This is a genomic window from Catenovulum agarivorans YM01 (assembly GCF_000281085.1).
GTDB classification, from domain to species: domain Bacteria; phylum Pseudomonadota; class Gammaproteobacteria; order Enterobacterales; family Alteromonadaceae; genus Catenovulum; species Catenovulum agarivorans.
On sequence record NZ_JH767523.1, the window covers coordinates 175,278 to 188,353 of the forward strand.

The window sequence follows — 13,076 nt, forward strand, 5'->3', positions numbered from 1 at the left end:
AAGGTGTTAATCTTTACTTTTGTTTAGCGTGACTGGGCTTTGAAAACCGTAGGGTTTTAATGCTAAAACATCACAGTTAACGCCATCCAATAGGTGCTCGGCTGTATTACCTAATAATGCGGCAGAAATACCACTTCGGCCTATAGTTCCTAATACAATCAGCTCTGCGTCTAACTCCCTAGCGTATTGAGTAATGGAATCTTCCGGTAAGCCTTCGGCTAAAATACAATTGTCTTCAACAATATTGAAGGCTTCTGCGTATTTTAGCGTCGAGTTTAAATGATGTTGGCGTATAGCTTCGCGATAAGCTGTTGGATCAAATTCAGGGATCTCCACAGCTAAACTGACGGCACCTGCAGGGTAACAATTGAGTAACTTTAAATTGGCTTGCAGCAGGGTTTGCATGTACTGGGATGTACTAATGATATTGTTGTTCAGGTCAATATGTTGCTGTTCATGGCTCACACTATTAATCGCAGCCAGTATAGTGCCATTTTCTGGCCAATCATGCTCTTTAACCAAGAGTACTGAACAAGGACATTTGCGCAGCAGGTGCCAATCAGTTGGGGTAAATATGACCGCACGTAATACGCCATGCTCATGAGTAGCTTTAACCACCAAATCATATTTGTATTGAATAACTTGTTTAATGACAGCTTCGAAGGGACGGTTGTGCCATTCAACTAAAGGACGAATTTGTGAGACTTGATTGGCAAAGGGTTCTAAGACGTCTTCTAGCCATTGTGTGCGCTCTTCTACCATACAGCGGCGCATCAACTCGCGCTCTTCAGCCGACAGCATAGTCGTCATCTCATAAGAAAAATCGTATACCGCGAGATAGGCAGTTATGGTTGCACCTGTTTTATGTGCAATGGCTACGGCGCGTTGTAGTGCTTTTAATTTTTCGTCGTTAGGCTCAATAACAACGAGAATTTTGTTTACTTCTCTCATCGCTAAGCTCCACAGCTTGTAATTTATTTGAGTTTAGTTCAACCCGCGGCGCTTTGCTTAAAATTTTAGGCAGAATATAAGTTATTTACAGTCAGGTTGTAGACTAAATTCGGCGATGTGTTTGAGGTCGTTGAAAGACTCAATTGTAATGAGTTTACGTTCAACATTAATGATACCAGCTTGATTAAAGCGACTAAATAGGCGACTTATAGTTTCAACCGTTAAGCCTAAATAGTTACCAATTTCGCCTCGAGTCATGGTTAAACTAAATGTTTTAGACGATAAACCACGTTGTTTAAAGCGGTTCGATAACTGGAGTAAAAAGCTAGCTAAACGTGCATCAGCGGTTTTTTTGTTAAGCAAAAACAACATATCTTGATCGAGTGATATTTCATTACTCATTAACCGCAATATTTGTTGGCGTAGCTTTGGCATAGTGGCACTAAGTTGGTCCATTGTATCGTACGGGATTTCGCATATCATTGCCGTTTCAAGTGCTTCGGCAAAACTAGGGTGACTATGTGCTTGAATGGCATCAAATCCGATAATATCGCCTGGCAGGTGGAATGCAATAATTTGTTCTTCGCCACAGTTCGAAACAGTATAAGACTTAAACGAGCCAGAACGAACAGCATATAATGATGTAAAGGTTTGCCCAGCTTCAACCAATTTCTGTTTTTTTTGGTAAGGTTTTTTGCGTTGAATAATATTATCGAGTTGGGTGAGTTCGTTGTCATTCAATGCAAAAGGTAAACATAATTGACTAATGCTGCATTTTTGACACTGGATGCTTGAAGTAAATTTTGCTGTTGTGTCCATTTGCCTACTATCTAAAAATTGCTATCAAGCAATACTAACTCAATACGAATTGCATTACACCCGTCACTAACATGTATATTGCAAATGCAATCAAGCTTATCGCGATAATGTTGCGAACGAGCATTTTATTTAAAAAATGGTGCATTTGCTGAGCGATTGACGCCGATAATAACAAGGCTGGCCAAGTACCCAAGCCAAAACAAAACATAAGGGCTGCAGATTTAAAAGGGTTAGCAGACGCCGCTGCCCATGTGAGTACACTGTAAACCAAGCCACAGGGTAACCAGCCCCAAACCGCTCCGGCGGTAAAGCGACCTAGGTAACTTTTGTCTTTAATCAGGCTCTGTGCTGTGGGTGCCAGTTTAGCCCATAATTTAGCAGAAATTTTTTCAATTTTAGTAATAGAAAAATTCCATTTTGCTATATATAAAGCTAGGTAAATTAATAGCAATGCGGAGAGTATTTTTAAGATATATAAAAAGGGTTTAAAGCTAACCGTTAACCAAAAGCCCACAGCACCAACCAGTAGGCCAATAAAGGCATAACTTGTAATTCGACCTAAACTATACAAAAACGCGTGGCTGAAGCGACCGTTAATGCCAGATGCAATCGCTAAACCCCCACACATGGCTATGCAATGGCCTGCGCCCATTAAACCTAGAATAAATGCTGTGATAAACTCAGGCATTAGATAAAAGCTTATTTATCTTGTGGTTTATCATCGTCAAACAATATGTCATGGCCTTGGCGGTCTAAATCATCAAATTGATTCTTTTTCACCGCCCAAAAAAACAGGACAAGTGCGACAACAATAATCACAATCGCCAACGGAATTAAAACGTAAATTACATTCATCTTTTCAGTAATCTCATTGAGTTGCTAACCACAATTAGTGAGCTTGCCGACATGCCTATCACGGCCATCCAAGGCGTTAATATGCCAAATACCGCCAAAGGCAATGCTAAAGCATTGTAACCAATAGCCCAAACAAAATTTTGTTTTAAAATGCGGTTAAGGCGCTGCGACATCTTAACTAACTTTGCAACACCAATAGGTTGTGAGTTGAGTAAAATCACATCGGCTTTATATTTTGACAGTTCTGCACCTTCATCCATGGCCAATGAGATATCGGCAGTCGCTAAGACAATTGAGTCGTTTACACCATCCCCAAGCATAGCAACGCTGCCGTATTCATCTTGTAGCTGCTGTAGTTTTTGGCGTTTGGCTTCAGGCGTTAAGCCTTTATGAAATTCGATGCCAAGCGTTGCAGCAATTTTATCGACCAACAGGCTATGGTCACCGGACAATATCACTTTCTGTGTCGGCAACTCTTGCATACATTCGATACTGCTGCTCTTAAGTTCATCGGTCAGTTCGATTGCACCTATGCAGGTGGTTTGTCTAAACACGTAAATTTGAGCGTTTTGCCAACGTGCGTTCGGCAGAAGTCGCTCGGCTCTAGAAAATAAACTTCTACTGCCAATTGTATATTCAACCCCGTCTATTGAAACTCGTAGACCTTGATGGGCAATGGTTTCGACAGACTCTAATTTTATACTTGAACTATCTATGTCAGCAAACCCAGTTGCTAATGGGTGACTGGATGCTTTTTCCGCTGCAGCGACTATTTTTAATAACTCATCTTGGTTTATATCTTCACTGCAGTGAACCTGTGCACGTGAAAATTTACCTGTAGTGAGTGTGCCAGTTTTATCAAATGCTATAACCTTTAACTTATCTGCTTGTTCTAGAGCATGACTTTCTCTGATTAATACACCTTGGACTTTCAGCGCATTACTTGCCGCGGAAATGGCGGTTGGCAACGCAAGTGATAGCGCACATGGGCATGTGGCAACTAGCACAGCAACGGCAAACCATAAGCCATTTTCACCGAGTAATTCCCACCCTAGATAAGTTGCGATAGACAAGAATAAAACAGAAATTGTTGCTTGTTTTGCCATTTTATCTGCCACATTGGCTAATGGGCTTTTCGATTGGTTTATTCGTTCTTGATGTTTGGCAATTTGCGCAAGGCGAGTATTTAAATATACAGATTCAACTTCAACTTGAATAATTTGGTTGTGGACTAAACTACCCGCAAAAATAATGTCACCTTGATTCTTGTCAATGGGCAAACTTTCGCCGGTTAGTTGTGCTTCTTCTACCGTACAATGTTTGGAAATAAGTTTGCCGTCGGCTGGTACTTGTTCACCTTGCTTAACTTGAATAATGTCGCCGATTTTGAGCTCATTAGCATGAACTGTACTGACAGTATTATTGTCTAATTTGAATGCAACTATAGGTAGTAGCTTAAGTAAATTAGCTGAGGTGATCGCGGCTTTAGTTTTAACTAGATGTTCTAGATATCGGCTGGTCAGTAGCAAAAATACAAACATGGTCGCTGATTCAAAATACACTTCGCCAGTGTTGCTGTAAGTGGCATATGCACTGGCGATAAAGGTACTGTAAATAGCAAAAACTACCGGTACATCCATGTTTACCGAGCCTTTACTCAGTGCTCGATAGGCAGATGTGAGCAAGGGTAAACCGCTATACAAAACGACAGGTGCAGACAACAATAAACTTATCCAACGGAAAAAATAAGCGAAAGACTCCTCAATCACATCAAAATATAGCGCAAATGCCAACATCATGACTTGCATGGTGAATAAGCCAGCGACTGCTAGTTGTTTTTGGTAGTTTTTGCTGATGTTTTTGTATTCGGTTTCTATCTGACTAATTTTAAATGGCGAGGGGAGATAGCCGATAGATTTTATTGCATTAAAAATTTGACTGAGTGGTATTGTTGAATTGTCCCACAATAACTCTGCTCTAGCATTGGTCAGATTAACCCGAATTGAATCTACCCCGTCTAGTTTAGTTAGATACTTTTCAATTAACCAAGCGCAAGCTGCACAATGCATACCTTGAATGGATATATCTGCCGCGTGTTGTTGGTTTGTCGGATCAATTCGGACAAATTCTTCTTGCACACTTGGTGCATCAAAAGCTTGATATAGGTTATCTGGTTGGTTAGCCTGCTCAACAGGTTTTTCTGCTGAGCTTTGACGGTATTTATAATAACCATCAAAGCCGCCTTGTAAAATTACATTGGCGACAGCTTGGCAACCTGTACAACAGACCGCTTTATTTTCGCCATTTACCTGAATGGTTAACCGGCAATCTAGCGGAATTGGCTCGTTGCAATGATAACAACTGCTCATAAATTACGGGGTAATTAAAATTTTACCAGTGTAGGGCAGTGCTATGGTTTTTTGCACTTTCCACTTTTTATCATGTGGCTCTATGGTTAATTGCCATTTACCTACAGTCGATTTATCTAACAGTGCAGAAAATTTACCGTCGGCACGGCGTGTTGCCATAACACTTTGATCTTTAGCTGACTGAGTCGCATGATAAAAGGAAACAATTAAGTTTGCTGGCTCTGGTGCTTTGCGGTTTGCGTTTAAATCCAACAATATGCTGTCGTCTGTTACTTCGGCAAAAATAGCTATGCCATATTCTGCTGCGAGTTTTTCACGATCAAATTCCTGGTTAATGGCTTTACCTTTTTTGTAGTAGTCATCAACGACCATTTCTACTTTATATTCTCGGTAAATCGATAAGCGCACAGCGGCAACCAAAACTGGAATAAGAATTATCGCAATTAAAACCCAAGGCCATGGTTCTTTGTACCAAGGTCTGCTATCAACATCAGTCATATATATTTCTCTGTTTATGTGCCCGTGGGCAAAAAAAAGCCCCGCTAAAGCGAGGCTTTTCCTCTACTTATCTGTTTAATTTGACAAACTATAAACGTAAGCAGAAATTAAGTGAACTTTGTCTTCACCTAAAATATCTTTCCAAGCTGGCATAACACCCGCACGGCCATGCGCAAGCGTTTCGCTGATTGCTCGCTCTGAACCACCGTATAACCAAATATCATCGGTTAAGTTAGGCGCACCAAAGGGGAGGTTGTGCGCAACACTACCTTTACCGTCAGCCCCATGACAAGCAGCACAAACGGCGAATTTAGCTTCGCCAGCTTTAGCTAAGCCAGCATCTACGTCACGACCACTTAAACTGATAACATAAGCAGTTACTTGTTTTACACCGTCTTCACCAAGTGAGTCTATCCAGCCAGGCATAGCTGCTTTACGGCCGTGTAAGATAGTCTCTTTGATTTTTTCTGGGCTACCACCGTATAACCAATCATTGTCAGTTAAGTTCGGGAAGCCTGTACCACCACGCGCATCAGACGCGTGACACTGTGAACAGTTTTGCAAATATAGACGTTTACCAATTTCTAAAGCTTCTTCATTTTTAGCTAAAGCATGAACGTCTTGAGCTGCAAATTGTTTGAAGATTGGACCAAAAGTCTCTTCCGCTTTAACCAATTCTTGATCGTATTGAACTCGAAATCCGTCAGCTTTAGCTTGTTCTACCGCTTCGCGTGATTCAGCCAAGCTGGTAATACCTTGGTTAGAACTTTTCCAACCTAAGAAACCTTGATAGTTACCTAAACCAGGGTAGGCTAATAAATAATATGCAGCCCACACTGCGGTTAACCAAAACATTTTGGTCCACCAACCCGGTAACGGGTTGTTTAGTTCTTCAATGCCGTCGAATTCATGGCCCATTGACTTGCCTTCTTCAACGCCAGCATAGTTTTTCATGTTCAGGTATAAACAAGTAAATACCAGAACCAAACATAGGATAGATAGAATTGCTACCCACAAACTCCAAAAGGTACTCATGATGAATCCTCTAATCTCTGTGAACTTGTTGTTCTTCTTTGCCGCTATTCTTTTTATCTACATCTGAATCATCCAGAATAGAATTAGCCGCATTATCAAAACGTTTTTTACTCTGCTTACTATAAGCCCACCAAATAATGCCAATAAACACTATTAACACTATTATGGTGTATATGCCGCGATAAGTACCGTAATCCATAACTATTTTAAAGCTGTACCAAGTGTTTGTAGATATGCAATCAATGCATCCATCTCTGTTTTACCTTGTACTGAAGCTTTTGCTTGCGCAACATCTTCGTCTGTATAAGGCACACCATAATAATCTTTAAATACAGTTAATTTTTTCGCGATGAGTTCGCCATCTAATCTATTTTCTTCAAGCCAAGGGTAACCAGGCATGATAGATTCAGGCACAACATCACGCGGATTAATCATGTGGACTCTATGCCAATCGTCAGAGTATCGACCACCAACACGCGCTAAATCTGGACCTGTGCGCTTAGAACCCCACAAAAATGGATGTTCCCAGACAGATTCACCAGCAACAGAGTAGTGACCATAACGTTCTGTTTCAGAGCGGAAAGGACGGATCATTTGGCTATGACAACCAACACATCCTTCGCGAATATAAATATCACGACCTTCCATTTGTAATGCTGTATATGGTTTTAACCCTTTAACTGGCTCAGTGGTATCTTTCATGAACATTAAAGGGGTAATTTCAACTAAAGTACCAAAGCTAATCGCAATTACCGCAAAAATTGCCAGTAAACCAATATTCTTTTCTACTATTTCGTGTTTATTAGCCATGATTATCTCCTATGCGTTCGCTACTACAGGTTTAGTGGCTAAACCTTCATCAGCTACTTTCTCTGATTTAATTGTGCGAATTACGTTGTACAACATAGTGAGCATACCGGCGACAACACACAATCCACCCATCCAACGCATAATGTTGTAAGGTTTCTTCTGCGCAACAATTTCAATAAAGCTGTATGTTAACGTACCGTCAGCATTTACTGCACGCCACATCATGCCTTCCATAACACCTGTGATCCACATAGCTACTATGTATAAAACAACACCAATAGTTGCTAACCAGAAGTGAACGTTTATCAACTTAATGCTGTACATTCTTTCACGACCAAATACTTTAGGAATTAGGTGGTATAAAGAACCAATTGAAACCATAGCAACCCAGCCAAGCGCACCAGAGTGAACGTGACCAACAGTCCAGTCAGTGTAGTGTGATAACGCGTTTACTGATTTGATTGCCATCATAGGGCCTTCGAACGTAGACATACCGTAGAATGAAAGCGAAACAATCATAAAACGTAAAATAGGATCGGTACGCAATTTATGCCAAGCACCTGAAAGTGTCATAATACCGTTGATCATACCGCCCCATGAAGGTACGAATAAGACAACCGACATCACCATACCTAGTGACTGAGTCCAGTCTGGAAGTGCAGTATAGTGTAAGTGGTGAGGGCCAGCCCAAATATAAAGTGATACTAGTGACCAAAAGTGAACAATAGATAAACGATAAGAATAAACAGGACGCTCTGCTTGTTTTGGTACGAAGTAGTACATCATGCCTAAGAAGCCAGCCGTTAAGAAGAAACCAACAGCGTTATGGCCATACCACCACTGCATCATAGCGTCTACAGCACCGGCATATATTGAATAAGATTTGGTAAAGCTAACCGGTATTGCCATGCTATTACCGATATGTAAAACGGCAACGGTTAAGATAAAGCCACCGTAGAACCAATTCGCAACATAAATGTGTGAAGTTGTACGTTTAACAATAGTGCCAAAAAATACAATTGCATAGGCTATCCAAACGATAGCGATCAAAATATCAATTGGCCATTCTAATTCAGCATATTCTTTAGAAGTCGTGATACCTAAAGGTAAAGTGATCACTGCACTAACAATAATTGCTTGCCAACCCCAAAAAGTGAAGTTTGCTAATTTGTCACTAAAAATACGAGTTTGACAGGTACGTTGTACTACATAATATGAAGTAGCAAATAACGCACAACCACCAAACGCGAAGATTACCGCATTGGTATGTAAAGGACGTAATCTTGAGTAGGTAAACCAAGGTGTGTCGAAGTTTAATTCTGGCCACACTAACTGAGCAGCTATTAGAACACCCGCGGACATCCCAATAAGCCCCCATACGACCGCCATAAAGGCAAATTTTTTGACTATGTCAAAATTGTATATCGGAGTTGCAGAACTTGTTGCGCTCATTTTATATCTTCCAAAGTTCTCAGGCATAAAAACTAAATTTGTTTAAACTTGATAAACCCATCACTAAGTTTGCCAAGCTAAAAATATAGATAATAGCCTTTTTTGCTCAAAAACCATTCAATTTGAGTGGAAAAGCAGCAAAAATATAGTTGACTGACTAAAATCGCGCAAATTGTATGGTTTTTATGGCAAAAAATACAGCCGAGTTTTAAAAAAACATGATTTAGCTCAATAACAAGCGAAATTGCGATATTATTATGTATCTGTTTTTTCGAGCATTTGATTAGATATGCCAAATACATTAAGAGTTATTCTATTATTTGTTTGCATTATTTTGTTGGCTAGCATAGTTTTTTGGCAACCGCAATTGGTGACTTCTCATCAATTAAATGCCAACAACAATTGCCAATTAAATCGACAACAATCTTGTTCTTTGACAACAGAACAAGGCATGAATATAAATTTAACCAGTTATCAAACAGAATTTACACTTGAACAAAAAAATACCGTTGCTTTAACCATAAATAACGCCAAGCATAGCTATGATGACGATTGGCAAGTTCAAGCATATTTATCTGGCATTAATATGGACATGGGTAAAATTCCTCTCAACGTAATACATCAACAACAAGGTTACCTGATTGAGGTGGTGCCTGTTATGTGTGCTGAGGCAAATATGCGTTGGCAGATAGAAATTAATTTGGTTAATGTGCAGCGGTCAGAAATCGTTAAGCAGTCCGTTTTTGCAACTTTTACTACCCATTGGTGAGGATTAGATTGAGTTAAAAAAGTTGCTTGTAAAAACAAGGGTAAACGTTTTACTTTTTTCCTTGTGTTATTTATTTGTAAAGCGTATGATGTGTCAAAGTTTGTTATTTCTTATCGGCCATTATATATGGCTTATGGCATTTTTAGGTTAAATTACACAAAGAGGGTAAACGTATGACCACTGAGTTTGATCCAACTGAACACCCGCATCGCCGTTACAACCCTATGATTGGCGAGTGGATTTTAGTTTCTCCTCATAGAGCTAAGCGTCCTTGGCAAGGCCAATCTGAAGTTTTAGATGAAGAACAAAAGCCTAGTTACGATGAAAGCTGCTATTTGTGTGCCGGTAACAAACGTATAACGGGCGAGTTAAATCCTCAGTACGAAGGCACTTTTGTATTTACTAATGACTTTGCAGCATTAAAAACAGAGTCTCCAGAATTTACAAGTGATGATGCCTTGTTCAAACAAGAAACAACGGTTGGGTGTAGTCGAGTAATTTGTTTTTCGCCAGATCACAGCAAAACGCTACCAGAAATGAAAATTTCTGATATTGAAAAGGTTGTTGACACCTGGCAAGAGCAAACTGCCGATTTAGGCCAAACTTACCAATGGGTACAAGTGTTTGAGAATAAAGGCGCTATGATGGGCTGTTCGAATCCGCATCCACATGGACAAATTTGGGCTCATCAACATATTCCAACCTTACCAGCTAAAAAATGTGATCGTTTTACCGAATATTTCAACAAGAATGGTCGCAATATGATAGCTGATTACGTGCAGCGTGAACTTGAATTAAAAGAACGCATTGTATGTGAAAACACAGATTGGGTTGTTGTAGTACCTTATTGGGCTGGTTGGCCATTTGAAACCTTGTTGTTACCTAAATTTACAGTTTCTCGTATGACTGAGTTGAACCAAGGTCAAAAAGCAAGTTTGGCAGATATCATTAGTCAAATTACCATTCGTTACGACAATTTGTTTAATGCATCTTTCCCATATTCTATGGGCTGGCATGGTGCACCATTTGATGGTAGTGATGACCACCCAGAGTGGACTTTACATGCAACTTTTTTCCCGCCGCTGTTGCGTTCAGCCACGGTCAGAAAATTTATGGTTGGTTACGAAATGATGGCTGAAGCTCAGCGTGACCTAACCCCAGAACAAGCTGCTGACAGATTAAGAAATGTTAGCCCAGTGCATTACAAAAATAAGTGAGTTTGACCATGAGTAGACAAGATTTAGTAACAGGTTTATACCAAGACAACTTTAACGCACAGCCACAAGCTGTGATCCATGCGCCTGGCCGGGTAAATCTAATTGGCGAACATACAGATTACAACGGCGGCTTTGTACTACCTGCTGCGATTAACTTTGGTACAGACATAGCTTGTACTTTACGTGATGATAGAGAAGTGAACATTTTAGCGGCTGATTTGGAAAAAGAAGTCATTAAATTTAGCTTAGATGATATCCAGCGTGACGAGGCGCATAGCTGGAGTAACTATGTTCGTGGTGTGTTGCTATCTTTAATGAAAGTTTACCCAGACATTAAAGGTGCAAACTTAGTGGTTTCAGGCAACGTGCCGCAAGGTGCTGGTTTAAGTTCTTCAGCTTCTTTTGAAATTGCTATTTTAAAAGCCTTTAGTCAACTTAATAACTTGGACTTAGATGGCATCAAAGCAGCGTTGATGGGACAAGAAGCAGAAAACGAATTTGTTGGTTGTTCATGCGGTATTATGGATCAGCTTATTTCAGCTATGGGCAAAAAAGATCAAGCTATGTTGCTTGACTGTGAGTCATTAGAAATTCAATACACTAGTGTACCAACTTCATTGGATTTAGTGATTATAAACTCAAACGTAAAACGTGGTTTAGTCGACAGTGAATACAATACCCGTCGTCAACAATGTGAAAACGCAGCAAAAATTATGCAAGTAGACACATTGCGTGGCGCTGATATGGCGAAATTAAATGAATTTAAGTCTCAATTATCAGAGCTTGAATACAAGCGAGCGCATCACGTAATTACTGAAAATCAACGTACATTGGATATGTTGGCAGCGTTAAATGCGGGTGAGTTTTCTAAAGTAAGTCAATTAATGAAAGGTTCGCACGCGTCTATGCGCGATGATTTCGAAATCACCACAAGCCAAATTGACTACTTAGTTGAAATTGTTGATCAAGTGATTGGTGAGCAAGGTGGCGTACGCATGACAGGTGGTGGATTTGGTGGTTGTGTTGTAGCACTTGTGCCGAAAAACTTAACCAGCGCTGTTAAAGCAACTATTGCTGAAAATTACTTTAACAAAACTGGCCTAAACGCAGATATCTTCATTTGTAGCGCAGAACAAGGTGCTTTTGCTTAATCAAAGGTACACAGAGTCGTAATGCCAATTTGATTTGACATACTTATTCAACGCTTAAGTATGGGTTTGAGAGAAGCTTTGCTTCTCTCTTTTTTCTAATACATCAGTGGACTATTTTAACGCGACTGAAACAGACTCTCGTTTTACTATGGTCGGAGTATATTTGTGGGTACTTGTGTGTTCAGCTTGCGGCTTTTTAGTCGCCAGTGATAAAGCTAACTCAGCGGCTTTAACGCCCATCATTTCAATTGGGTATTTTAATGTGGTTAATTTAGGTCGGCAGTAGCGGGCTAAAATAACGTCATCAAAGCCGATTACAGAGACTTCAGTTGGTACTTGCACACCGTGATCCAACAACATTGACATGGCACCAGCAGCCATAGCGTCGTTGTAAGCAACGACAGCTGTAAATTCAATGCCTTTACTCAGCAGGTTTTGCATAGCCGCTTCACCACCTTCTTGATCCGGCGTTGCTAACTCTATTGCAGCTTTTTCTATGCTGATACCAGCCGCGTTTAATTCATCTTCAACGCCTTTCAATCTAAGAATCGGGTCGTCAATTTGGTATTGGCTGGTAATTATGGCTACTTTTTTATGACCAAGACTCAATAAGTGTTTTGCAATGCTTGCCCCGCCAGCATAGTTATCTAGCCAGACACAACGGTCAGCAATAGCTTCAATGTAGCGATTAATTAACACAAAACCCGGAATTTCTTTAGCGTAACCAACTAAAACGTCGTCACTGAGTGCTTTGCTATGTACTACCATAGCTTCACATCTATGCTCCATTAAAGTATCAATAGCCTTCATTTCAGTTTTTGCTTGAATGGAGCCAGAGCTTAATAAAACTTGCATGTCTTTTTGGCGTGCGACACTTTCGATACCATGCGCTAAAGTTGCAAAAAATGGATCGGATAACTCAGCTAAGACCACGCCTAACGACGGGTTTCGTTGAGTGACTAATGCCCTTGCATTGGCATTAGGGCGGTAGCCCATTTCTTTCATTATTTCTTTAATGCGCGCGCGCGTAGCATCACCTACTTTAGGACCATTGTTTATAACGCGCGAAACAGTCGCAAGTGAAACACCTGCAGCACTTGCAATATCTTTTATTGTTGCCATATTTAACGGGGTACAACGTTTTCATTGT

Annotated in this window: 14 protein-coding genes; 3 read left to right on the top strand and 11 right to left on the bottom strand. The window is 40.3% G+C overall.

Going from position 1 to position 13,076, the window contains the following annotated elements; all coding sequences use genetic code 11:
• Positions 1–6: 6 nt before the first annotated feature.
• The 10 genes from uspE to ccoN all read right to left on the bottom strand — a co-directional run bounded on the left by uspE (position 7) and on the right by ccoN (position 8,789).
• Positions 7–951, bottom strand: coding sequence for a universal stress protein UspE (gene uspE / locus WSC_RS0105410; protein WP_016954896.1), 945 nt, complete (start codon positions 949–951; stop codon positions 7–9).
• Positions 952–1,032: 81 nt separating this feature from the next.
• Complete coding sequence (gene fnr / locus WSC_RS0105415; RefSeq protein ID WP_016954897.1) at positions 1,033–1,770, bottom strand: fumarate/nitrate reduction transcriptional regulator Fnr; 738 nt, start codon at positions 1,768–1,770, stop codon at positions 1,033–1,035.
• A gap of 34 nt (positions 1,771–1,804) precedes the next feature.
• Positions 1,805–2,458 (bottom strand): sulfite exporter TauE/SafE family protein, encoded by a 654-nt coding sequence (locus WSC_RS0105420; RefSeq protein WP_016954898.1) that lies wholly within the window; start codon positions 2,456–2,458, stop codon positions 1,805–1,807.
• Positions 2,459–2,469: 11 nt separating this feature from the next.
• Positions 2,470–2,625 carry a cbb3-type cytochrome oxidase assembly protein CcoS gene (gene ccoS / locus WSC_RS0105425; RefSeq protein ID WP_016954899.1) on the bottom strand — a complete coding sequence of 52 codons (156 nt, stop codon included), beginning with the start codon at positions 2,623–2,625 and terminating at the stop codon, positions 2,470–2,472.
• On the bottom strand, positions 2,622–4,994 hold the full coding sequence (locus tag WSC_RS0105430; protein WP_016954900.1) for a heavy metal translocating P-type ATPase: 2,373 nt from the start codon (positions 4,992–4,994) through the stop codon (positions 2,622–2,624). Before WSC_RS0105430 ends, ccoS begins: the two co-directional genes overlap by 4 nt.
• A 3-nt stretch (positions 4,995–4,997) precedes the next feature.
• On the bottom strand, positions 4,998–5,492 hold the full coding sequence (locus WSC_RS0105435; protein ID WP_016954901.1) for a FixH family protein: 495 nt from the start codon (positions 5,490–5,492) through the stop codon (positions 4,998–5,000).
• Between the two features lie 75 nt (positions 5,493–5,567).
• Entirely contained in the window at positions 5,568–6,527 is a 960-nt protein-coding gene (gene ccoP, locus WSC_RS0105440; RefSeq protein ID WP_026016688.1) for a cytochrome-c oxidase, cbb3-type subunit III, read from the bottom strand.
• 10 nt (positions 6,528–6,537) lie between these two features.
• Positions 6,538–6,726: a CcoQ/FixQ family Cbb3-type cytochrome c oxidase assembly chaperone gene (locus tag WSC_RS0105445; RefSeq protein WP_016954903.1), complete on the bottom strand. Its 189-nt coding sequence runs from the start codon at positions 6,724–6,726 to the stop codon at positions 6,538–6,540.
• 2 nt (positions 6,727–6,728) lie between these two features.
• On the bottom strand, positions 6,729–7,337 hold the full coding sequence (ccoO, locus tag WSC_RS0105450) for a cytochrome-c oxidase, cbb3-type subunit II (protein ID WP_016954904.1): 609 nt from the start codon (positions 7,335–7,337) through the stop codon (positions 6,729–6,731).
• 9 nt (positions 7,338–7,346) lie between these two features.
• Positions 7,347–8,789, bottom strand: coding sequence for a cytochrome-c oxidase, cbb3-type subunit I (gene ccoN / locus WSC_RS0105455; RefSeq protein WP_016954905.1), 1,443 nt, complete (start codon positions 8,787–8,789; stop codon positions 7,347–7,349).
• 451 nt (positions 8,790–9,240) lie between these two features.
• Here ccoN and WSC_RS0105460 point away from each other — a divergent pair, with 451 nt between their 5' ends.
• The 3 genes from WSC_RS0105460 (at position 9,241) to galK (ending at position 11,926) form a co-directional block, all read left to right on the top strand.
• Positions 9,241–9,558: a hypothetical protein gene (locus WSC_RS0105460; RefSeq protein WP_169315462.1), complete on the top strand. Its 318-nt coding sequence runs from the start codon at positions 9,241–9,243 to the stop codon at positions 9,556–9,558.
• 173 nt (positions 9,559–9,731) lie between these two features.
• Complete coding sequence (locus WSC_RS0105465; protein ID WP_016954907.1) at positions 9,732–10,775, top strand: UDP-glucose--hexose-1-phosphate uridylyltransferase; 1,044 nt, start codon at positions 9,732–9,734, stop codon at positions 10,773–10,775.
• 8 nt (positions 10,776–10,783) lie between these two features.
• The gene (gene galK / locus WSC_RS0105470; RefSeq protein WP_016954908.1) at positions 10,784–11,926 is read left to right on the top strand and encodes a galactokinase; all 1,143 of its coding nucleotides are present in this window, start codon (positions 10,784–10,786) and stop codon (positions 11,924–11,926) included.
• Positions 11,927–12,037: 111 nt separating this feature from the next.
• Here galK and WSC_RS0105475 read toward each other — a convergent pair whose 3' ends face one another.
• Positions 12,038–13,048: a LacI family DNA-binding transcriptional regulator gene (locus tag WSC_RS0105475; RefSeq protein WP_016954909.1), complete on the bottom strand. Its 1,011-nt coding sequence runs from the start codon at positions 13,046–13,048 to the stop codon at positions 12,038–12,040.
• Between the last annotated feature and the right edge of the window lie 28 nt (positions 13,049–13,076).

What these genes read in the sequence shown, in the direction of transcription:
- galK (WP_016954908.1), top strand. Translation starts at nt 10,784, where the DNA reads ATGAGTAGACAAGATTTAGTAACAGGTTTATACCAAGACAACTTTAAC.
- ccoO (WP_016954904.1), bottom strand. Translation starts at nt 7,337, where the DNA reads ATGGCTAATAAACACGAAATAGTAGAAAAGAATATTGGTTTACTGGCA.
- WSC_RS0105420 (WP_016954898.1), bottom strand. Translation starts at nt 2,458, where the DNA reads ATGCCTGAGTTTATCACAGCATTTATTCTAGGTTTAATGGGCGCAGGC.
- WSC_RS0105445 (WP_016954903.1), bottom strand. Translation starts at nt 6,726, where the DNA reads ATGGATTACGGTACTTATCGCGGCATATACACCATAATAGTGTTAATA.
- WSC_RS0105465 (WP_016954907.1), top strand. Translation starts at nt 9,732, where the DNA reads ATGACCACTGAGTTTGATCCAACTGAACACCCGCATCGCCGTTACAAC.
- uspE (WP_016954896.1), bottom strand. Translation starts at nt 951, where the DNA reads ATGAGAGAAGTAAACAAAATTCTCGTTGTTATTGAGCCTAACGACGAA.
- WSC_RS0105435 (WP_016954901.1), bottom strand. Translation starts at nt 5,492, where the DNA reads ATGACTGATGTTGATAGCAGACCTTGGTACAAAGAACCATGGCCTTGG.
- WSC_RS0105430 (WP_016954900.1), bottom strand. Translation starts at nt 4,994, where the DNA reads ATGAGCAGTTGTTATCATTGCAACGAGCCAATTCCGCTAGATTGCCGG.
- WSC_RS0105475 (WP_016954909.1), bottom strand. Translation starts at nt 13,048, where the DNA reads ATGGCAACAATAAAAGATATTGCAAGTGCTGCAGGTGTTTCACTTGCG.
- ccoN (WP_016954905.1), bottom strand. Translation starts at nt 8,789, where the DNA reads ATGAGCGCAACAAGTTCTGCAACTCCGATATACAATTTTGACATAGTC.
- fnr (WP_016954897.1), bottom strand. Translation starts at nt 1,770, where the DNA reads ATGGACACAACAGCAAAATTTACTTCAAGCATCCAGTGTCAAAAATGC.
- WSC_RS0105460 (WP_169315462.1), top strand. Translation starts at nt 9,241, where the DNA reads ATGAATATAAATTTAACCAGTTATCAAACAGAATTTACACTTGAACAA.
- ccoP (WP_026016688.1), bottom strand. Translation starts at nt 6,527, where the DNA reads ATGAGTACCTTTTGGAGTTTGTGGGTAGCAATTCTATCTATCCTATGT.
- ccoS (WP_016954899.1), bottom strand. Translation starts at nt 2,625, where the DNA reads ATGAATGTAATTTACGTTTTAATTCCGTTGGCGATTGTGATTATTGTT.